This window comes from Victivallis vadensis, assembly GCF_003096415.1.
GTDB lineage: Bacteria > Verrucomicrobiota > Lentisphaeria > Victivallales > Victivallaceae > Victivallis > Victivallis vadensis.
The window spans coordinates 135455-157718 of record NZ_QEKH01000005.1 but is presented as its reverse complement, the minus strand read 5'-3'; the positions used below and the strand labels follow the sequence as shown (position 1 = coordinate 157718).

At 61.8% G+C, this 22264-nt stretch carries 14 protein-coding genes; 2 read left to right on the top strand and 12 right to left on the bottom strand.

Annotated features, from left to right (window positions below):
• Positions 1–5: 5 nt before the first annotated feature.
• Positions 6–1121: an efflux RND transporter periplasmic adaptor subunit gene (locus tag C8D82_RS04630; RefSeq protein ID WP_116883103.1), complete on the bottom strand. Its 1116-nt coding sequence runs from the start codon at positions 1119–1121 to the stop codon at positions 6–8.
• A complete protein-coding gene (locus C8D82_RS04625) occupies positions 1118–1609 on the bottom strand; it encodes a MarR family winged helix-turn-helix transcriptional regulator (RefSeq protein ID WP_116883102.1) in 492 nt (163 codons plus the stop codon). The genes C8D82_RS04630 and C8D82_RS04625 overlap by 4 nt, the downstream gene beginning before the upstream one ends.
• Positions 1610–1884: 275 nt before the next feature.
• Between C8D82_RS04625 and C8D82_RS04620 the strand changes: the two genes are divergently transcribed.
• Positions 1885–2943, top strand: coding sequence for a Gfo/Idh/MocA family protein (locus tag C8D82_RS04620; RefSeq protein ID WP_116883101.1), 1059 nt, complete (start codon positions 1885–1887; stop codon positions 2941–2943).
• 24 nt (positions 2944–2967) lie between these two features.
• Positions 2968–3753, top strand: coding sequence for a sugar phosphate isomerase/epimerase family protein (locus C8D82_RS04615; protein WP_116883100.1), 786 nt, complete (start codon positions 2968–2970; stop codon positions 3751–3753).
• A gap of 1802 nt (positions 3754–5555) precedes the next feature.
• Here the strand turns inward: C8D82_RS04615 and C8D82_RS04610 are convergent.
• From C8D82_RS04610 to dnaA, 10 genes are all read right to left on the bottom strand, one after another.
• Entirely contained in the window at positions 5556–7871 is a 2316-nt protein-coding gene (locus C8D82_RS04610; protein WP_116883099.1) for a glycoside hydrolase family 95 protein, read from the bottom strand.
• Positions 7872–7985: 114 nt separating this feature from the next.
• Positions 7986–8654, bottom strand: a complete 669-nt coding sequence (locus C8D82_RS04605) for a hypothetical protein (protein WP_116883098.1) — start codon at positions 8652–8654, stop codon at positions 7986–7988.
• Positions 8655–8713: 59 nt separating this feature from the next.
• Positions 8714–10288 carry a 3-phosphoglycerate dehydrogenase family protein gene (locus C8D82_RS04600; RefSeq protein WP_116883097.1) on the bottom strand — a complete coding sequence of 525 codons (1575 nt, stop codon included), beginning with the start codon at positions 10286–10288 and terminating at the stop codon, positions 8714–8716.
• 102 nt (positions 10289–10390) lie between these two features.
• Positions 10391–11242, bottom strand: a complete 852-nt coding sequence (locus C8D82_RS04595; protein ID WP_116883096.1) for a metallophosphoesterase — start codon at positions 11240–11242, stop codon at positions 10391–10393.
• Positions 11239–13335, bottom strand: coding sequence for a GreA/GreB family elongation factor (locus tag C8D82_RS04590; protein ID WP_116883095.1), 2097 nt, complete (start codon positions 13333–13335; stop codon positions 11239–11241). Before C8D82_RS04590 ends, C8D82_RS04595 begins: the two co-directional genes overlap by 4 nt.
• Positions 13336–13481: 146 nt before the next feature.
• A complete protein-coding gene (locus C8D82_RS04585; RefSeq protein WP_116883094.1) occupies positions 13482–14414 on the bottom strand; it encodes a hypothetical protein in 933 nt (310 codons plus the stop codon).
• Positions 14411–15595, bottom strand: coding sequence for a formate-dependent phosphoribosylglycinamide formyltransferase (purT, locus tag C8D82_RS04580; protein ID WP_116883093.1), 1185 nt, complete (start codon positions 15593–15595; stop codon positions 14411–14413). The genes C8D82_RS04585 and purT overlap by 4 nt, the downstream gene beginning before the upstream one ends.
• Positions 15596–15622: 27 nt before the next feature.
• The gene (locus tag C8D82_RS04575) at positions 15623–18154 is read right to left on the bottom strand and encodes a BatD family protein (RefSeq protein WP_116883092.1); all 2532 of its coding nucleotides are present in this window, start codon (positions 18152–18154) and stop codon (positions 15623–15625) included.
• 2 nt (positions 18155–18156) lie between these two features.
• Entirely contained in the window at positions 18157–20508 is a 2352-nt protein-coding gene (locus C8D82_RS04570; protein WP_116883091.1) for a vWA domain-containing protein, read from the bottom strand.
• 109 nt (positions 20509–20617) lie between these two features.
• Positions 20618–22000, bottom strand: a complete 1383-nt coding sequence (gene dnaA / locus C8D82_RS04565; RefSeq protein ID WP_116883090.1) for a chromosomal replication initiator protein DnaA — start codon at positions 21998–22000, stop codon at positions 20618–20620.
• Positions 22001–22264: the final 264 nt, after the last annotated feature.

Sequence of the window (22264 nt, the reverse complement as noted above, 5' to 3'; positions counted from 1 at the left end):
ACCTCTTAGAAGTTTTCGGGCGCGGGAATCGGACGGACCACCGCGCCGGGCTGGGCCTTGTGGGTGCCGTCGACGATCACGGTTTCGCCTTCTTTGGCTCCCGACTTGAGCAGCTGGAAGCTGCCGTTCATATTGCCGAGTTTCACCTCGCGGCGTTCCACCTTGTTGTCGGGCGTGACGATATAGATGTAGCTTCCCTTGCTTTCGGTCATGATGGCCGAGAGTTTCACTGCCGGATAGTTCTCCTTGTTGAGCCGGGAGAGCTGCACGGTGATCGGAGCGCCCGGAAGCAGCTTGCCCTCCTTGTTCGGGAAAGTCGCCCAGATCATCACTGTGCCGGTGTCGGAGTCGATCTTGTTGTCGATGAACGCCACCGTTCCCTGAGACGGGTAGAGGGTATCGTCGGCGAGCACCAGCCGGATGTCCGCGGTCTTTTTCATCGTCGCGACATCGCTGTCGAACATGCTGCGGAAATCCCGTTCGCTGATCGCGAAGGAGGCGTAAATGGGATCGACCTGCACGATGTCCGCGAGCTTCTCGCTGCTGGGGGTTACGTAGTTGCCCTGCGTGTAGGTCACCTTGCCGATACGGCCGGAGATCGGCGCGTAAACTTTGGTATAGGAAAGGTCGTTGCGGGCGTCAAGCCATGTCGCTTCGGCCTCGGCCAGCTGGGCTTTGGTGGTTTTGTAAAGTTTGTCGGCTTCGTCGAATGCGTTTTTGGCGACGGCGTTGGTCTTGTACAGGCCGCTCTGGCGGTCGTAGTTGATCTTGGCGTATTCCAGTTCGGCCTTGATCTGGTCGACCTTGGCTTTGGCGGCCTGTTCTTTGGCGCGGTAGGTGGTGTCCTCCAGCTCGAAGAGCAGGTCTCCCTTTTTGACGATGTCGCCTTCCTTGAAGTTGATCGAGTTGATGTACCCGGAAACCCGGGCCACGAGGTCGACCTCTTCGATGGCCTCCAGCCGGCCGACGAATTTCTTGCCGTCCACTTCCGGCTGGAGCACGACTTTTTCGACCAGTACGCTGGGAGCGGGCTGGGCGGTCCGGTCAGCGGCAAAGCTGCTGAGCGCGAGGAACCCGGCGGCACTGAAGAGGGCCGCGCGGTACAGGTTGTTTCTGATCATCTTATTTCTGTCTCCAATTGATGGGTTGATATGCTGCGATGGAATTCCTTGAGCACCTCCAGCAGGGAGCTGCGCTCCGTTTCCGGAAGTGCCTCAAGGAAAGCGACTGTTCGTTCGGTGAAATAGCGGCAGCCTTCGGCCACCAGCCGCCGGCACGTGTCGGTGGTCCTGATGCGGACCGCCCGGCGGTCGAGCGGGCACGGGGTGCGTTCCAGAAGCCGTTTGCGGACCAGAACCTCGACCATGGCCGAGGTCGCGCCCGACGAAAGCTGCAGCCGGTCGGCCAGCGCCTTGAGCGTGACTCCTTCCGGCGCATCGATTGTCAAGTGGATTACGGCTTTGATCATGTGCTGCTGGCTGATGGTCAATTCCTGAAACGTCGCCACCTCCTTGCGGGAGTGGCGGGTCAATGCGTGTTCACGCATGTCGTCGACAATCCCGAAAAGGAGCTGCCATGTCTGCAATGCGATGTCCGGTTGAACCTTCATCGGTGCTGTTGTATCCTCAAATCCTGCCGTAAATCATATTTAAAAACCATAAAATACACCCGGAATAATATTTTGCAAATCCTAATTACTTTTAAAATCGAACTTTTTTGTTTTCCGATCCGCCGGTGCGGATCTTTTCCGGGAAATCATCGGTTCCGCACAAAAAATACCGAAAAAACTTTGGAAAAACTCATTTCAGGAGTTATATTACTCCAATCAGATTTGAAACGGTTTCGCGACGAAACTGCAACCCAGTGATATATGAGGAATGGGATATGGCGGAAAAAATTCGAGTTGGAGTATGGGGGCTTGGACGGGCCGGCAACGGAATGCACTTCAGCGAGCTGGCGATGTATCCGGATCAGTTCGAGGTCGTCGCCGGGTGCGATATCGATATCGAGCGCCGGGAAGCGGCGATGAAGAAAAAACACGGCATTCACGTCTATGACAACAGTGCCGACTTCCTGAAGGATCAGGAGGTGGAGCTGGTCACGATCGCAACCCGTTCGCCGGATCACGTGAAGCACGCGATCGAAGCGGCCGAAGCCGGCAAATACGTGATGGTGGAAAAGCCGATCGCCTGTACGCTGGCCGATGCGCTGGAGCTGAAGAAAGCCTCCGAAAAATTTCCGGGTAAGATCTTTATCCGGCACAACCGCCGTTTCGAACCGGCCTTCGTGCACATCCGCGAAATCATCAAATCCGGCAAGCTGGGCGAAATTTTCGAAATCAAGCTCTGCCGCCACAACTTCCAGTGGCGCGCCGACTGGCAGACGCTGCTGGACTTCGGCGGCGGACAGCTGCTGAACTGGGGGCCGCATATCGTCGATCATGCGCTGCAGTTCCTCGAATCGCCGGTCAGGGAGATCTGGAGCGACCTGAAGCTGGTCGCGGCCAAAGGCGATGCGGAGGATCACCTGAAGATCATTCTCAAGGGCGAAAACGGCCGTATCGTCGACCTTGAAATCTCCGGCGGCGTGAGCCTGCCCGATCCGGTCTATGTGGTGCGCGGCAGCCGCGGCTCCCTGGTCAGCTATGACGAAAAGCGACTGAAGCTGAAGTACCTGAATCCGGCGGTTCCGATTCCGGAAATCAAGGCGTCTTCCGCCAATCCGCCGCTGGAAGGCGGCTTCGGGGGACAGGTCGCGCCGGTCTGGGTGGAAGATGAGCTCGGCGTCGCGCCCTCCACCGGCGACCAGACCGAAAAGATCTGGCTGTATTTGTATGAAACGATCCGCAACGGCGCCCCCTATCCGATCACGATCGACCAGGCGGTCGAAGTGGTACGGGTGATCGACAAGGTCAAGCAGGGGCCCATCGACGTCGTCAAGTAACACGGAACCAAGGAGAAAAAAATTATGAAAGCTCCGGACAGTCAAATTGCCGTAACTCTTTACAATCTGCGCGATTATTGCCAGACTGAAAGCGATCTCGACCGCACCCTCGACAAGGTCTGCGCGATCGGCTATCAGGCGGTGCAGGTCTCCGGCACTCCGCTGGCGGCGGATGTGATCAGAAAGCAGCTCGACAAGCACAATCTGTTCTGCTGCGCCACCCATGAAAATCTGCAGACCATCTCCGGCGACGTCGCTCCGCTGATCGACCGTCTCCAGACCCTCGGATGCGATTTCACCGCGCTCGGCGCTCCCCCGGAAGAGTACCGCACCACCGTCGAAGGCGTGGCCAGGCTGGTGAAAATCTTCAACGAGCAGGGCGCGAAGCTGATGGAAAAGGGTATCCGCCTCGGCTACCACAACCATCATTTTGAATTCATCCGTCTGCCCGGCACGAAAAAGACGATGCTGGAAACTTTCTACGACGACACCGATTCCAGGTGTGTCTCCGCCGAAATCGACGTGCACTGGGTGACCCGCGGCGGCGGCAGCCCGGTCCGCTGGATCAGGAAGGTCGCCGGCCGTATGCCGGTGATCCATTTCAAGGATTTCGCGGTGATCGGCAACAATGAGCCCGCCTTCTGCGAAATCGGCGAAGGCAATCTCGACTGGCCCGCCATCATCGAAGCCTGCCGTGAAACCGGCGTGCGCTGGTATTCCATCGAACAGGATGCGCTCTTCCAGAACCGCGATATCTTCGATTCAATCAAAATCTCCTTCGACAATCTCAAGGCGATGGGCGTCAAGTAAGGATGTCCCGATTTTTCTCCGTCCGGCGATGTGCCGGTGCGGATTCAGGCAGTTTTCCGGCAATACCGGAAAACTGCCTGTTTGACTTTACGGTATCAGAGGCCTAGCGGCTCAAATTGCCCGAAGCATCCGGAAAGGCCGGGTGGCCCCGTTGGAGCTTCCGTGCCTTCCGTGGAAGTCCGTGGGCACAATGCTCGTAAGGCCGGGCGGCCGCCTTGGAGTGCGGAGATTCATCTCCGCTTCAAGTCGCACGTGAGTTTTACGGTTGGCTTGTCATTGCAACAAGAGCAGGCAAGCTGCCCGGAGGGTAACAACTTTTGAGCGCAAGCACAGGCAGGCTGCCCGGAGGGTAGCGAGCACCGCACCTCCGGCCTGCGGATGGCTCCGGGGGACGTCGCGCACGTCCCCCGGACCCCCTCGCCGGTGGCGGAGGCCGGTCCGGTTGCAAGGCACTTCCGCTCGCGGGCGCGGCTTTGCCGCTTACTTGTCCGCCTGGGGCGGCCAACCCTTCATCGCCCGCGTTGCGGGCTACGCCAGGGGGGCTTCGCTCACTACGTTCGGCTTCGTCACTACCGTTCCTCGTTACTTGCCGGAGGCAAGTAATTCCCTCACATTCGTTCGCGGCGCTTGCCGCGCTTGTTGTGCGCCGCGTAAAAGGGATTGCGGTCTTATTTGTGCGCCGCGTAAGTAGTTATGCAGGCCGACCGATGCTTTGCCTGTACTGGTTGTTCGCACGCCCCCCGGAGGGGCATTGGCGTGCGTACCCGGCAGCGGCACCTTGCCGCCGCTCGCGGCGCTTGCCGCGCTTGTTGTGCGCCGCGTAAAAGGGATTGCGGCCTTATTTGTGCGCCGCGTAAGTGGTTATGCAGGCCGACCGATGCTTTGCCTGTACTGGTTGTCCGCACGCCCCCCGGAGGGGCATTGGCGTGCGCACCCGGCAGCGGCACCTTGCCGCACGCGCTTGTTGTGCGCCGCGTAAAAGGGATTGCGGCCTTATTTGTGCGCCGTGTAAGTGGTGATGCAGACCGACCGATGCTTTGCCTGTACTGGCTGCCCGCACGCCCCCCGCAGGGGCATTGGCGGGCGCACTAGGCAGCGGCACCTTGCCGCCGTTCGCGGCGCTTGCCGCGCTTGTTGTGCGCCGCGTAAGTGACCTTGCGGCCTTATTTGTGCGCCGCGTAAGTGGTTATGCAGGCCGACTGATGCTTTGCCTGTACTGGTTGTCCGCACGCTCCCCGGAGGGGCATTGGCGTGCGCACCCGGCAGCGGCACCTTGCCGCCGTTCGCGGCGCTTGCCGCGCTTGTTGTGCGCCGCGTAAGTGACCTTGCGGCCTTATTTGTGCGCCGCGTAAAAGGTTTGGGAGAGCCTGCCAAAGCCTTGCCTGTGCCAGCCGCCGCGCAACTCCGAAGGGCGTAGAGCGCGCACCCGGCAGCGGCACTTTGCCGCCGCTTTGCGTTATCGAGCGACGTGAGGAGCGAGGGTGCAGGGGTGCCCCCTGCCGAGGGGTGGTCAAGGCGGGGGCGAGGAGCCCCCGGCCTTGCGACGGCGAAGGAGCGGGTCTGACTCCTCAAAAAAGAGGAGTCAGACGGAAAGCGGACGCTGTCCGGCGGGTCCCCGGCCTCCTGGCCTTATTGGCTCTACTACCGTTTAAGTTCTTAACCCCAAAGTCAAGCAGGGTGTTTTTCGGCAATGCCGAAAAACACCCTGCGCCCGCACCGGCACGTTGCCGGTCTGGGGGGCGGGGGGCGAAGCGCCCCCGCTGGGGTTTCGGGGCAAAGCCCCGGGCCGCCGGAGGCATGATTTACCAGGAAAGGGTGACGGGATTGCCGGCACGCAGTTCAAGGGAACGGCGGTCGCCGGCCCATTGCAGCTCGAAATTGCCGGGAACGGAGGCGGCCAGACGCAGGCTGACCGGTTGGAAATTCCGCCATTTCAGATCGACGGTGAGACCGCCGCGGGCGCGAATGCCGGTGATTTCGCCGTCGGGCCAGGCGGCGGGGAGAGCGGGCAGGAGGTCCAGCAGGATTCTGCCGTCGGCGGTTTTGCGGTGGCTCTGGAACAACATTTCGACGATTCCGGCGGCGACGCCGAAATTGCCGTCGATCTGGAAGGGGGGATGGGCGTCAAAGAGGTTGAGATAGACTCCGCCGCCGTTGTCGTAGTCGGGAACTTCGGCGGGCTCGACGAAACGCAGCAGATTGCCGATCACTTTGCAGGCGCGGTCGCCGTTGCGGAAACGCGCCCATAATGCGACGCGCCAGCCCATTGCCCAGCCGGTGCTGAGGTCGCCGCGCCGTTCCAGTGAAACCTGGCAGGCGCGGTAAAGATCGGCGTTGACATCGGGGGTGAATACCGCGCCGGGATAGACGCCGTACAGATGCGAGACGTGGCGGTGGTGAATTTCGATTTCGGGGAAATCCTCGCCGTATTCGAGCAATTGTCCGTGGGGACCGGTCACGGGGCGGCGCAGCCGGGCGCGCGCCCGGCGGACGGCGGCGACGGTTTCGTCGCCAATTGCGAGAACGGAAGCGGATTCGAGCAGGTTGTCGAAAAGCTCGGCGGTCAATGTGAGGTCCATCGCACTGCCGCCGCAGACGCCGGATTCTTCGCCGGAAACGGGATCGCGGAATACGTTTTCGGGGGAGGTGGAGGGTGATATGGTCAACTCTCCCTCCGGAGTTTCGACCAGATAATCGAGCAGGAATTCCGCCGCCCCGTGCAGGATCGGATAGATTTCACGCAGGAAATCCCGGTCCTGCGTAAACCGGTAATGCTCCACGAGGTGGCTGGTCAGCCAGATGCCGCCGACCGGCCAGTAGCCCCAGCGGGGCCTGCCGGTCGCGGTGGTCGTGAAACGCCAGAGGTCGGTGTTGTGGTGGAGGCACCAGCCGCGGCAGCCGTAGAAATCGCGGGCGACCCGGCGACCCTTTTCCGCCGCTTCACGGATCAGCCGGAACAGTGGCTCGGTACACGCGCCGAGGTTGGCGGTTTCCGCATGCCAATAGTTCATCTCAAGATTGATGTTGGTGGTGTAATTGCAGCCCCACGGCGGCATCAGCAGATGGTTCCAGATTCCCTGCAGGTTGGCCGGTTCGGAGCCGTGCCGCGAACTTGCGATCAACAAATAGCGGCCGTAGTGGTAGAGCAGGGCGGCCAGTGACGGGGCGAATTCTTCGCCGCACTCCCGGAGCCGCCGGTCCGTCGGCAGCTCGTCGCCGGGACGGGACGGCAGGGCCAGAAAGGACTTGGCGAATAACGGCCGATAATCGGCGAGGTGCCGCTGTTTCAGCTCTTCATAACTGAAGCGCGCGGCGTTGTCGAGTGTCCGGCGGCACCTGGTTTCCGGGGAGTCGCCGCGGCTTCCCGGCATGGTGCGGTAGTCGATGAAGTTGCTGTGAATCGCAATCAGCAGCATGGTTGAAGCCGTCTCATGGAGGATCAGCTCCGCTCCGTCGGCCCGGAACGTCCCGTCTGGGGCGACCACCCGGCAGCGGATCTGGTAACGGATGCCCGTTTCGCCGTCGGGGGATTCCCACCTGATCTGGTCATAACGGTTGTAGAAGGGGCAGGTTCCGTCCAGCCACAGTTCGTTTCCGGCGGCTCCGGCGGTGTGGTGCAGCGGAGTGTCCAACCGGAGCCGGAGAGGACCGGAACCGGTGAGCCGGAGGACGATCACCTGATCCGGGAAGCTCGCGAACACCTCGCGGCGGAATGCCGTGTTGTCCAGCAGGAAGTCCGTGACGGCGACGGCGTTTTCAAGGTCGAGCCCGCGCCGGTAGGAAAGGATGGCGCCGCCGGAATCGCCCGTCAGATGCAGTGCTCCCGCCGGCTGGTAGCTCTGGCAGTTGTGGTCGAGGAGATTTTCCTGAATGTAGCGGTCGGCGTCGGAGAAACGGCGGTCGGCGATCAGCCTGCGGGCCCGGGCCACTTTTGCCGGCCCGTTTTCCAGCAGGGATTCATCCGGCAGGCCGGACCAGAGGGTATCCTCGTTGAGTTCGAGCGTTTCTTCCGCCGTTCCGCCGAAGACCATCGCGCCGATCCGGCCGTTGCCGACCGGCAGCGCGCCCTCCCAGTACGGCGCCGGAGAGGTATACCAAAGCTGTTTCGAATAATCCATGATGCGTCTCCCGATATCCTTTCGCTAATGTTATGGAAGGATAGTATGGCCGTTGTTTCGGAAAATGCAAACGGAGGAATTGAAATAACGCGAAAATAACGCAGGTGAGCCGTTTCAGGCGGCCGGAGGCGTTTCCGGCACCAGCTCGCCGTACAGCTTGGAGTAGGCTTCATAAGCCTTGTTGTAGCGCGAGGCGTTGGAGGCGCTGAAACTCTTGCCGGTATAGCCGCGATAGCGGTTGATGCGGGTCTGTGTGCGTTCGAAATAGCTGCGCATCTGGTTGACGACGCTGATCTCGGCTTCGCTCAGCAGCTTTTCGTTACGGGCAAGCTCGTTTTCGTTCGGCGCGATGTCCAGGTCGCGGATCGGGGAACTTTCGTCGCAGAAGAGTTCATCCTCCAACTCGGTGAAGTTCACCAGCGACTGGGCGATATTGTACATCATCAGCAGCAAATGCAGCATCTTCTTCTCGCGCAGTTCGGTATCGGGGCTGGAGAGGGTGATCAGCATCGCCTCCGTATCGTCGGAGGCGCTTTTGAGCAGTGAACTGATCGCGCAGTAAACCCGGCGCCTCCCGAGCTCATCAAGGGCGAACAGGTCGCGGTTGATGAATTCGCGGGCGCGGTCGTATGCCGCGTCCCGCCGTCCCATCAGGGGGGGCAGGTTCATCTTGACCAGGTGATCCGCCTTGCGCGGCTGCTGGTGAGGCGTGCTGGAAGGCCGCAGGTACTCCCACGTTTTCTTGACCCGGTTGATGATGTCGCTGTGCAGGTTCAGGCTCACGGTTCCGCTTTCCGGTTGACCCGTCCGGAGTCGTCTCCGGACGGTGGTTGGCGCCGCTTTTACGGCAGATAGGTGAACTGGAAGGCCTTGCTGGCCTTGACCGCTTCGCGGATCTTCTGGATCAGCATATCCGGCACTTCGACGTTGGTCTTGACGACCGTCAGCGAGAGGCCGGACTTCAGGTCCTGCGGCGCGCGGATGTCGATGATGTTGATGTTCTTTTCGCCGAGGATTCCGGCGATGCGGCCGATCACGCCCGGCTCATCCTTGTATTCGACGAACAGGTGATGGCCGCTCGGTTCAAGATAGAGCTGGTCGAAGTCGTTCAACCGGGAGATCATCAGGTTGTTTTCCGTGATCGTGCCGCGGGCGCCCGCCTTGTAGATCAGGTTGCCACCGACGAAGAGGTCGATGCTCATAGCTTCGCCATAGTGCTTGGTGTTGTCGACTTCGCGGTTGACCAGCTCAATGCCGGTTTCCGCGAGGAAGTGCTCGGCGTCGGCCGGGCCCTGATCCGCCGCGAATTCGGCGGCGATTCCGGCGGCGATCGGCGGAGTCATCCACTTCGCGTATTTGGCGAGCTCTCCGTAGAAGCTGGTTTCGATGCGGTTCGGATTGTTGTCCTTGCCGAGATAGGCGTTGGTCAGGCTGGCCAGCACGTAGGCGAGCTTCTGATACTTGCCGTCGAGGCCGTCCGGCAGCGCCTTGTTGACCACGCAGTTGGTGATGCCCTGTTCAAAATAGGCTATGGTCTGTTCGGCGGCGCGCTTGGCGGCGACGAAATTCGCCTCATGGGTGTTCGCTCCGAGGTGCGGCAGCATGATGTCGGCGATGTCGGCGACGCTCTTTTCGCCGGCGGCGTCCTTGGCGTAGACGTCGTTGCAGAAGACGATCTTCTTTTCCGCCTTGACCGCGCGGAGGTCTTCCTCGTTCAGGATGCCGGCGCGGGCGCAGTTGATCAGCATGGCGCCCGGCTTCATCATTTCGAAAAGGCGGCGGTTGACCATGCCGCGGGTTTCATCGTTTTCCGGAATATGCAGCGAAACGAAATCGGATTCCGCGAAGATGCGGTCCACGGTGGTCAGCTCGACGCCGAGCTTGTCGGCCAGCGCGGGCGAAAGCATCGGATCGTAACCCAGAACCTTCATTTCAAATCCGGCGAGCCGCTTGACGAGGAGCTGGCCGATGTGGCCGAGACCGAGGATGCCGACGGTTTTGCCGGTCAGCTCGCGGCCCATGAACTTGCTCTTTTCCCAGTCGCCCTTGCGCGTGGAGATGTCGGCGGGGATCAGGTGGCGGCTGGCGGCGAGCATCATCGCGACGACCTCTTCGGCGACCGCGTTGGAGTTGGCGCCGGGGGTGTTCATCACGTCGATGTCATGTTTGCGCGCATATTTGATGTCGATCGTATTGAAACCGGCCCCGGCGCGGACGATCAGCTTGAGCTGAGGCAGCAGGTCGATGATTTCCGGCGTGATTTTTTCGCTGCGGACGATCAGCACTTCGGCGTCGGAGTTGGCCTTGACCAGATCGGCGAGCGGAGTGGCGCCGTCGAGCACCACGTTGTATCCGCGGTCGGACAGCATGGTGGCGGCGAATTTGTCCAATTTAGTGGGAATCAATACCTTGCGCATGATGATATCTCCATGATTCAGTTTTTATGGATGTTCCGGCTTATCAGTTATGATTCTTTAATATACCACGCCGGGGGGTGTTTTTCAACCCGGCGGGCGGAATCAGGCGGTGAATTCGATCAGGACCACTTCGCGGCGGCAGTTGAAGCGCCAGCGCAGCGACTGGTTGCTGATGCCGGAGCTGACGATCATGCGCGTCCCGAACTCCTCGCGTTCGAACTGGCCGTAGGAGAGGGCGCAGCCGTACCGGCTTGACGCGTAGATCGGTCCGATGAACGGCAGCCGTATCTGGCCGCCGTGGGTATGGCCGCAGACCGCCAGCGTCACGCCGCGCAGCGAATCGGCGACGTCCATCGCGATGACGGTGTCAGGACGGTGGACCAGAAGAACATTGGTTTTGTCGCCGCTCCAGCGGCGCGGCAGCTGCGGCGCTCCGAGCGCCAGGTCGTCGCAGCCGTAAAAATAGAACACATCGTCGTTCCAGGACTGGTTGCACAGGAATTCGACGCCGCCCTGACGGCAGATGGAAGCCCAGAGGCTCATCGGGATCCAGCTTTTCCCCCGTTCCCAATTGCCGGGAACGGCAAGGGTGACCGGGGCGGCGGAGGAGAGCTTTTTCAGCATGCCCGGGAGGCAGCCCATATCGACCGCGTCGGCGGAAAGATCGCCGCCGAGCAGCAGGTAACCGGGCCGGTATTCCGCGAGGATCCGCAGGATTCCGGCGAGGCGCTCCCGGTCGGGCGCCCGGTCGCGGTAGTGGAGGTCCGCCGCAAACGCCAGCCGCTTTCCAACGGCCGCGGGATGCGGCGCACGGATGCGGTAGGTCACGGCGCTGACCGGCTTATGCCGTTTTACCTCCACGCCGGAATAGCCCTGCAGCAGACGCCAGCGTTCCAGCCGTTCCGGATGGGGAATGGTCAGGGGGAAATAGAGCTGGTGAAGTTCCGAACTCAAGCGTCCAGCTCCGCGACGATTTCCGGGGAGAGCGGCCGGACTGCGATCAGTTTGTATTGGCGGCTGCCGTCGCTGAACTCCGAACCGACCTTCCGGTTCAGGACCGCTTTGCCGAGACGGGTGCGGTAAGAGAGGAACCGGCGTTCCGGATCGCCGTCCCACGCGCCGAGCAACTGGTAGACCTCCTTTTCGCCGTTTTCGTCCTGCAGTTCGATTTCGGAACCGATCACCGCACTGTCCTCGACCCGGACCGATTTCAGCGAAATCGGCTGGATGCGGGTCAGTTCGCGCTCAAGCTCGCCGCGGCGGCGGCTCAGGAAGTTGCGGCGCTCCTTGGCGGCGTCGAATTCCGAGTTTTCCCGGAAGTCGCCGTGGGCCCGCGCCACTTTCAACGCTTCGCGGTTTTCGGGTACCTGTACGTTGATGATATCGTCCAGTTCCGCCATCAGGCGCTTGTGCGACTTGACGCTGGTGTAGTTCGGCTCCTGTTCGACCGGAGCGCCGGTGTCGGTAACGCCGATGCCGGCCTTGAGGATGCGCTGGCCCGCGCCGTTTTCGAGGTAGTCGCGCAACTCCGGCGAAATGCGGGCCAGCTTGACCATCAGGCTCTGGCGTTCGCCGGGGCTCAGGAACAGCGCGCCCTGCAGCACCGCCGCGAACATCATCGCATCCCCGTCGGCCGCTTTGATCAACTGCTTCTGGAAGTCGACGTTGTCGAGCAGCAGCCCGCGCAGCTCGCGCAGGGCCGCGCCCCACGCCTTGGGCAGATCGTCAAAGGAGAGAGCGCGCGAAACGTTTTCGACGTTCACCAGCTCCAGCAGCTCCTCGCTGGGGCGTTTTTTGCGGTTCTTCCAGATCCAGAGCAGGAAGTCGGCGCTGCAGGTCTTGTGTTCGCAGTAGAAGTCGTACAGCATCTCCTCGCTGATCGAAGCGCAGACCGCGTTCAGGGCCTTCAGCGGAATCCGCATCGCGCACTCCGCCTGATACTCTTCCGGAAAGACGACCGCGGTGGCGGCGGCGAGATTTTCGAGATTTTTGGCGGCGAGCTCACCCCAGACGCTCAGGCGGTCGAGCGCGACCTTGCCGGGAGCGGCGGGCCAGAAAAGCGCCTTGTTGAGCAGCGGAATCATCATCTCTTTGAGCTGTTCAGGCGTGGCGCGCGGGGTGATCCGCGCGACGATCGACGCGAGGAGCTTGACCTCGCGGGCGGCGGTGTCCGCTTTCAGGTTTTCAAAGAAGCGGCGGAAATGGGCGGCCTCTTCATCGGAGAACCTGGCCGCGCCGGCTTCTTCGCCGGTCAGCAGCAGATCCATCTCCTTTAAGCTGCGGCCGTCGCAGGAGCGGCGGGAAGAGCCGTTGGAAAGGCTGCCGGTTGCGGATTTCCAATAGCGGTCGAATCCGGCCGGATCGAATTTCCGGGCGCAGCCGGCCTGCGCCATCGCCTGCATCTGCGCTTCAGACACCGGAGTCAGCGCTTTGCGCTGCACGATGGTGCGGAATTCCGGGGCGCTGATCAGGCGGTTGGCGTCGACCAGCCGGAGCAGTTCCGGGCCGGTTCCGAGGATTACCGCATCCTTGAGCACCACGTCGAGCGGAATTGCCGCGGAGCCGCCGATGCCGCCGAAGGTGTTGACGGTCAGTGAGGCGTTGATGTTGTCCACCGTGCCGGCGGTTCCCCAGCGGCTTGCGCCGGGCAGGAAGATGATCACGCCGTTTTTCAGCGCGACCAGCCGCTGCAGCCGGGCGCTGATTTCGGCGAGGGACATGTTTTCGTCGCGGACGCCGAGCGCCTTCATCACCGGGGTGCGGGTCAGGTAGGGCGGCAGCGTCGCCTTGACTCCGGCGATCAGCATCTTGCGGAAGACGGGGGAGTCGGCCATCGGCAGCGCGGCCAGCCCGACGCAGAACGCGCCCTGCGCGTCGTCGAGTTCATCGTTGCCCCACGCTTCCCAGAGTTCATCGAGCTGTGCGATCACCGGGGCCGGAATCGGATTCCCGGCGGTGGCGAGCTGGGCGAGCAGGGCGTCGAGAGTTTTTTTCGAGGGTTTTTCGAGGGCTGAAACGAGCAATTCTTCAAAGACGGCCGAATCCATTCTATATCTCCAAAAGCTGAGCCGCGCGCGGATACCGGGGCGGAACCGCGCAGCGGGCAAATAATTGTATTGCACATAATATATACGCGGCAAAACATTTTTTCAATGGTTTGCCCACCCCGGAACCGTCGGGGGAGAGGGAAATATCAAATAAAGTTTGCCGATGCCGCAATATCCGGTGTTTCTTGATCGCGGCGGCAGAACGTCCGGAACCGGCAGGAACCGCAGCGGCCGCAGGCGGGCGGAAAGTCCCGTTCGTGCAAGGTGCCGTCCGGGCGGACCGCTCCTTGCATTTCGTCCGCATCGGAGCGGATGGACCGGATTGCGGCGCTGAGATTCAGGTTTTTGCCCAGTTCGGCCAGTTCGCCGGTATTCCGGTCGATGGAGAAGCTGCGCACCGCGCCCGGCGGGCAGCGGTGCTGGTTCAGGGCATGGAATTTATGCAGCGTTACAAGCTCGTCCTCCCCGGAGGCGCGGTTGAAATTTTCGACGATCCAGAGCTCCCGGCCGGTTTTCAGTGCGAAAAGGGGCATGCAGTAGCAACTGAGCTCGTTGAGTTTGACTTCCAGCGGCGCGTCGATCCGGCGGCGCTGCACGAACGGAATGCTGTTCCACTCCCGCCAGATGCCGGATTCGAGACGGCGGGCGCCGGATGAGATGCGGTCGGCCAGCTCGGAAGCGACCTCCCCGGCGGAGACTCCGGGCGTGAAAAGTTCATCCAGCATCGGTTTGCGGTGGTCGCGGCGGAACTCCCCCTTGAGCATCGCCGCGAACTCCCGCCGCATCTGCCGGATCGCGAAGTCGGCGAGCGATTCCGCGGGAACCTCCTCGTCCTCCGCTTCGAACCGGCGGTAGAACAGACTGCGCATCGCGGAGTCGAGCAGCGCATTCACATAGCGCGGCACCGTGAACCGCATTTTGAGCTCGTGCAGTTCGCGGCGGACCGGATCGGCGACATCGGTGTCGTGCCCGCCCCGGGCCGCATAGTAGTAATAGAAATAGCGCCGGCGGCAGCTGTTCCAATAGTGCCGCCGCCGGAGTGACCAGCTGAATGGAAAATCCGCCGCGCAGAGGATCACAGTTTGACCGTCACCTTTTTCCGCATGCGCATCACCTTTTCGACGGCCGCTTCGACCGATTCGGCCCGGGCGAGGCAGACGCCGAGACGGCGGTGCCCCTTGAGTTCCGGTTTGCCGAAAAGGCGGATCTGGGTATCCGGTTCTTCGAGCGCCTCGGCGACGCCGTCGAAACTGACCTGCGCGGAGTTGCCGTCGGCGACGATCGCCTTGGAAGCGGAGGGGCCGTGGAACGCCACATTCGGAATCGGCAGCCCGAGGATCGCCCGGGCGTGCAGGTCAAATTCCGACAAATCCTGCGAGATCATCGTGACCATGCCGGTGTCGTGCGGGCGCGGACTCACTTCGCTGAAGATCACCCGGTCGCCGCACACGAACAGTTCCACTCCGAAAATGCCGTAGCCGCCGAGGGCGCCGGTGACCAGCTTCGCAATCCGCTGCGCTTCGGCGATGGCGGCTTTGCTCATCGGCTGCGGCTGCCAGGACTCCTGATAGTCGCCGTCGATCTGATGATGGCCGATCGGTTCAAGGCAGGTGGTGCCGCCGACGTGGCGGACGGTCAGCAGGGTGATCTCGTAATCGAAGTTCACAAAGCCCTCGACGATCACCTTGCCGGCTCCGGCCCGGCCGCCCTCCTGGGCGATCTTCCAGGCCCGGTCGATATCCGCCTCCGACCTGATCACGCTCTGGCCGTGGCCGGAGGAGCTCATGATCGGCTTGACCACGCAGGGGATGCCGACGGCTCCGACGGCTTCGTCGAACTCCGCGCGGGTCGCCGCGAACCGGTAGGGGCTGGTCGGCACGCCGAGTTCCTCGGCGGCGAGGCGGCGGATGCCTTCGCGGTTCATCGTGAGGCGGGCGGCGCGGGCGGTCGGAACCACCCGGTAGCCCTCCTGTTCGAGTTCGACGAGGGTATCGGTGGCGATCGCTTCGACCTCCGGCACGATCCAGTCGGGCCTTTCCTGTTCGATCACACGACGCAACTCACTGCCGTCTAGCATGTTGATCACATGGGAGCGATGCGCGACCTGCATGCCGGGCGCATTCGGATAACGGTCCACCGCGATCACCTCGACGCCGAAGCGCTGCATTGCGATCACCACCTCTTTTCCAAGCTCGCCCGCCCCGCAGAACAGGACTTTGCAGGCGGAAGGAGTCAGCGCGGTACCGATGGAATTCGACATAATTTTCCCCTTGGTTGTCTCCGGCAGTTAGAATACGCCGCCGGGGAATATGATATTGATGCGGCCGGCCGGCGCCCAGCCGTCCCTGCCGTTGACTTTGACCCGGAGCCAGTCGCCCCGCCGTTCGACCACGGTCGCGGCGCTGCCGCCCGGCACCGTCGCCTCGATCCGCCCGGAAGCGGCGGCGGGCAGGGTGCGCAACTCCAGCGAATTGCCGTTCACGATGCCCCGGTCGGGATTGTACGGGCCGTTCGCCTGCGAAACCGCCGCCGTGATTGCCAGTACGAGCACAAGCGCCGCGCCGGCTTCATAAGTGAGCACGGTGGAGGGCCGGAACGAGTGGCGAAGTCCGAGGCCGATGCACATCAGCGCGAAAACCGCCGCGGCAATCGCCCAGTACTGATCCGGGCGCAGCCGGTCGCGGCACCACAGCAGCAGCGCGCCGGGCGAATTGGTCCGGCCGATTTCGGGAAGCGCCAGCTTGCGGTTGACCAGATTGAGGTTTTCGAGCGTCTCCGAATCGCGCGGCGCAAGCAGGTGGGCCTGCTCGAAACAGTAGAGCGCCCGCGGCAGGTCGTTCATCCGGTAGTAGCTTGAACCGATGTTGTAGAGCAGTGCCGGGGAGGGGGCCTGCGGATTCAACTGTTTGCGGTAGTCCTCGACTGCCTGCTTGAACTCACCCTTGTCGAACGCGGCGTTGAAGTCCGCTTCCGCGCCTTGAAGCAGGAAAAAGGCTCCGAGCAGCGCGAACACGCCGACCCGCTTCAGGAGCTTGCAGAGCTTTTCGACGGTTCCGGGCGGGAAGGAGGCCGCCGCCGCATCGGGGCGGAAGCTGGCGAATTCGGTGTTCCGGAAAAGCTGCCTGAGCTCCGGATCGTCGAGATGCTCCGCTACCTCTCCGGCGGTGGCGCCGTGGGGCAGTTTCAGGGCTTCCGCCAGAAACGGAACCGCCTCCTCGCGCAACACGCGCTCCAGCTCGGAGCCGTTCACGGAGCGGAGCCGGCGGAGCAGCTGCGGCAGCCGGTCGCGAAGCTCGCGGCGGCGCAGGTATTCCGGATCGTTGGCGGCGCGCATCCGGCGGCGGTGGCGCAGCTCCAGCAAAAGCCCGGTCACCGGGCCGCCGATCACGCACAACAGGATGAACCACAGCTGATTGCGGATCAGCGGAAGCTGTACGGCAACTCCCGGTCCCGGCTTCTGATAGAAAATCTCCTCGCGGACCGGGGCGGGGGCGGGAACCTCCGGCTCCGCGACGGCGTCCGGTTCCGGCGGCAGCGCGGCTCCGCTGCTGACGGCGGCGGTGGCCGGGCGGTCGCTCTTGGCGACCGGAATTTCCAGATTGAACTCGCGTACCGCATATTCGCCGGTCGCCGGATCGAAGGTCGCGAACTTCAGCTGCTGTTTGCGGACACCCGGCTCCAGCGGGATCAGCGCATACCGGATTGTGATGTGGTTTGTGATCCCCGCCGACTGCTTTTTGACCTCGCCGGGATAGACCCGGAAGCCCGGCAGCGTCAGCTTCGGCACCGCGAGCGTTTCCGGCGAACCGTCGCCGCTGAGGGTAAGGTTGAGGGTAAGCGGTTCGCCGACCATGCCCGAAGCCTGGTCGAACCGGCACTCCAGCTCCCAGCGCCCGAGCAAGCCGAGGTTCAGGACGCCGGCCGGAGCGGGCGGCAACGCCCGGACCGCGATTTCTCCGGGGGAGGCGAAGACCACTTTATACGGGGTTTTGCGGGGACCGCCGCCGAAGAAATCGAAGAAGTCGTCATCGAAAATCGACTGGGGACGGCGGCGTTGCCGCTGCTCCGAAGGCGGCTGGATGCCGACGGTGACGGTCGCTTCCGGCTTCAGTTTGCCGGGGGCGGTGGCGCGGAACGCGGTGGAGAAAATCGCCTCGTGATAGGGACGGTCCTGCAGCGTCGTCCGGGTGGTACGGATGCGGGCGAATTTCCGGTTCTGCTGGTTTTCGTCGGAGTAGTCGTGAAATACTGCATTGCCAAGCCCGGAAAGTTCCGGATACTCCATCAACTCCATCCGCAGTTGCGGAATCGCGAAGAGTTCGAGGGTCAGCGGAATTTCTTCCCCCACATAATAGAAGTCGCGCTTCTCCGGCAGCAGGATGCGGCCGAACAGCGCCTCCTTCATCGACAGGCTTTCGCCGGAACTTTCGGGCAGGGCAGGCTGTTCGCCCGGGGAAAGCACCTTAATTTCGACCGGTTGGGTCTGCGCGGTCTGATTGCCGATCTGCACCTCGAAGGCCGGGATCGTCAGCGTGCCTTCCCGCTGGGGCTGAATCGGGATCGTATAGCTGTAGCTGCCGACTCCGTTCACGATCCGGGTGCTCTGGCTGATGGAGTTGGTGAGCCAGCGGCCGTTTTCGAGGCGTGGAAACGCCAGATTGCGGAGCCCGGGCAGGTTGGTGGTCAGCGTGTAGTGAACCAGTTCGCCCGCCGCCACGCTCTTCGGCGTTACCGAAACATTCACCTCAAGACCGGCGGCATTCGCCAGCAGTGCGGCGCCTGCCGCCACCGATATCAAAAACAGTTTGAACCGATTCATGATTACCAGTCCTTCTCCACGCGGGGTTGACGGCTGCGCTGATGCTGTTTGATCGCGTCGCGCAGACCTTTTTCTTCATCCGCCATCATCTGAAGCAGCTGTTCGGCGGTTTTCTCATCCATCTTGCCGTCTTCCGGTTTGGCTTCCTCGCCCTGTTGTTCTTTCTGATCCTGTTGGCCTTCCTTGCCTTGCTGCTGCTGATCTTTTTGATCCTTGCCTTGCTGCTGATCTTTTTGATCCTTGCCCTGCTGATCCTTTTGGTCCTGACCTTGAGAACCGCCGAGCGCTTTCATCGCCTCTTCAAGGTGTTTCTGCGCCTCGTCGAACTTCTGCTGTTCGCGCGATTCCTTAGCCTTGTCCAGCTCCTGTCTGGCCTGTTCGGCCTGTTTGCTCAGGTTCTGCTGCTGCAACTCATCGGCCTTGTTTTTCAGCTCTTCGGCGCTTTTGCGCGCCTGATCCAAAGCATTTTCTCCGGATTTCTGCTGCTGATCCTGCTTTTGCTGGTCTTTTTGATCCTGACCTTGCTGCTGATCCTGTTTTTGCTGGTCCTTCTGATCCTGACCTTGCTGACCCTGCTGCTGATCCTGCTTTTGCTGATCTTTCTGATCCTGACCCTGCTGCTGATCCTGCTTTTGCTGATCTTTCTGATCCTGACCTTGCTGACCCTGCTGCTGATCCTGCTTTTGCTGATCTTTCTGATCCTGACCCTGCTGACCCTGCTGCTGATCCTGCTTTTGCTGATCTTTCTGATCCTGCTTTTGCTGGTCTTTTTGATTCTGCTGCTGGGCCTGCTGCGTCTGCTGTTGGGCCTGCTGCTGCAGTTTTTTCAGTTCTTCGATCTTTTTCTTCAGCTCTTCGATCTTTTTGCGGTCGTCTGCGAGCTGCTGGAGGTTGTTGGAAGCTTCCGGCACCGCGTTCTGCAACTGCGGAATCTCCAGACTGCGGACGTAAAGCTCTTCGGCGCTCTTGAGGCGGCCTTCCGCTTTTTTCAGCTCTTCCAGCGCCGGATCAAGCTGCTGGGCCTTCACTTTGGCGACGGCCTGTTGTGCGATGGTCCGGGCGTTGCGATGTTCGCCGGTGCCGAGGTTGTAGAGCGAACGGGTCTGAAGGTCCGGCCGGTCCGCCGCGTCGCGGATCACGGTCTCATACAGATTGGCCGCCTTCTCATCACCGGCGATCTGCCGTTCGCGGGCGAGATTATAAAGCTCGGCCGGATCGGACGGGGGTTCTGGTTCGACCGGAATCTCTTTCGGCTGCTGGGCCGGAGCCGTCTCCGGCTTTTCCGGCGCGGCGGCTCCGGCGAGCAGGAAAAGCATCGCCGGAAGCAACAGCAGCGCCGCCGATTTCGGCCGTGAAAAGCGGTATTCAAGCGGGCGCTCCGAAAGCAGAAAGTAGAGCACCAGACAGATTGCCGCCGCGATCAGCGCCAGCGGAAACTTTTCGATCGGCAGCGTACGCTGCGCGCCCTGCTGTTCCGCGGTGTCGAGGCGTTTGATCCGATTTTCAATCACGGCCAGCCCGGTGTCGGTGACGGTGCTGCGCACATAGATGCCGCCGGTCTCCCCGGCCAGCTTCTTCAGGCTGGTTTCGGCCAGTTTCGAGGTGATCAGCTGACCGGAAGCGTCGCGCTTGAGCGTCCCGTCCGCTTCCGGAACGGGCGCCCCCACTTCCGGATCGCCGAGCCCGACGATGAAAAGCGGAATCTGCCGCTTGCGCAGCTCGTCCACCAGCGCCGCGCTGTTGCCGGCGAGCTCATCCCCGTCGGTGAACAGCAAAATGCCCCGGTTTCCGCCGGCCGCCGCCTTGAACGCCTGTTCCGCGACCCGCAGCGCGGCTTCGAGATTGGTGCCGCCCAATGGAACGGTGTCGGTGTTGAGTTCGTCGATATACTGCGTGAAAGCCAGCGAATCCGAAGTCAGCGGACAGGCAAGATACGCCTTGCCCGCGAAAGCGACCAGTCCGAAACGGTCGTTGGGCGCGGATTCCACCAGCTGGCGGAGCAGGAATTTCGCATGTTCGAGCCGGGACGGCGCGATGTCGGTCGCCAGCATGCTTTTCGACACGTCGAAAATCACCATCAGGTCGCGGCCGCGCGGTTCGAACGGCACCAGTTGCGAGCTCCAGAAAGGACGCGCCGCCGCCGCGATCAGGAAAAGCATGGTCAGCAGCAGCAGGAAGATCCGGAACCGCCGTCGCGGCGGGGACAGTTTAACCGCCGCCGGGTCGGTATCGCCGTTGCCGAGCAGAGCCCGGACTTTCTGTTTTCTGCAATGCGATGCGTAGACCGCCAATACGATTACCGCCAGCAGGACCGGCAGCACCAGATAAAACAGTTGTGGTTGGATGAACCTCATCGTTACAGCCTCCTCATTTGCCGTATCACAATCATTACTCCCCAGTAATATCTATCAATATAACCGGATCGTCTCCAATTGTCAAGTTACAGCGCGGGAGACCGGAGGATTAATTGCGCTGCAGCTGGCGTTTCAACTGGGTGACGGAGCGGCGGATCGTCTCGTTGTCCCGGCAGAGTTCCGGCACTTTTTTTTCCGCATGAAGCACCGTGGCATGGTTGCGGCCGAACGCCGCTCCGATTTCGTTGGAGGAGTTGCCGGTCAGTTCCCGGCAGAGGTACATCGCGATCATGCGCGGCTCCGCGATGCCGCGGGTGCGCTTTTCGCCGAGGATGTCGGTGAGCGTCACGCCGAAATGGCCCGCGACCGCCCGCTGAATCGAATCCAGCGAGATATCCCGCGACGCGCTCTCCTGTGCGAGCTGGCTGTGCAGCAGCTCTTCGGCCTGCTCGATGGTCAGCTTGTCGTTGCCGCTGAGCGACGCATAGCTCGCAAGGCGGATGAACGCCCCGTGCAGCCGGCGGACGTTCGAGGAGATGTTCGCCGCGAGAAATTCGAGGAACTCATCTCCGAGCGGCGCCTTGTTCAGCACGTCGTTGCGCCACATGCGCAGGATCGCGAGGCGCGCCTCGAATTCCGGCACGCCGACTTCGGCGGTCATGCCCGATTCGAACCGGGATTCCAGCCGCTTGTCGAGGTCGGAGATTTCGCACGGCTGGCGGTCGGAGGTCAGGATGATCTGCTTGCGCTGGCTGTAGAGTGTGTTGAAGAGATTGAAAAACTCCTCCTGCATCTGGGTTTTCTTGGCCAGGCTGTGCACGTCGTCGACCAGCAGCACGTCCACATCGCGGACCGAGCTGCGGAACTCGCTGAGGCTGCGGTGCTGCTGGAGCAGGTTGTAGAAGTCGTTCAGCAGTTCGTCGCAGGTCGCGTACCGGACCACCGCCTTCGGGTTGCGGCGGCGTACTTCGACCGTGACCGCCTGCAGCAGATGGGTCTTGCCGACGCCGCTGGCGCCGTACAGATAGAGCGGATTGTAGAGGCCCGGCTCTTCGGCGGCGGTTTTGGCGGCGGCGAAAGCGTGGCGGTTTTCGCCGCCGACCACGAAATTTTCAAAGGTGTGCTCGTCCATGCAGCTGCGCGGGCGGCGCGGCTGGACCGGCTCCGCGGCCGGTTCGGAGGGCCGAACCGGAGCGGCGGCCGCAACCGGCCGCGGTTCCGGCTCGATGACCGGTTCGTGGCCGGGTTCGAGCGCGTAGTCGAAGTCGCTGCCGTCGATCTCTTCGAGCGCCTGGATGATCAGGTCGTCGTACTGGTCGGTGATGATGCTGCCGAAAAAATCGTCGGAAACGCCGAGCTTGAGCATCCGCCCTTCCAATGAGAGCGGCGTCAGTTTCTGGAACCACTGGCGGTACAGGTGTTCGTTCTGTGTTTTCAAACGGCCCGCGGCGATCGCCCAGACGTCGGCCGCGCTCATGTTTTTCGCATCCATCCTAACTGCAATCCTGATTTTGTGCCGAGTTTGTTTTAGAAGCCTCCGCCCTCCCTGCCGGCGGCTTTTAAAAGAAACTCAACGATTCTGTTTTCGACAAAAAAATCCCCACATGCGGCGGCGGTTCTCTCCGTCGCCGTATTTCGGGCCGCCTAAGTTATTAACAACAAGCCGGTGCTCTTTTACTTACGACTTTTTTCCGGGCCGGAAAGGGCTTGGACGGCCCCCGGGACTCCTGTCGGTGCTATCTGCCTGATGCAAGCC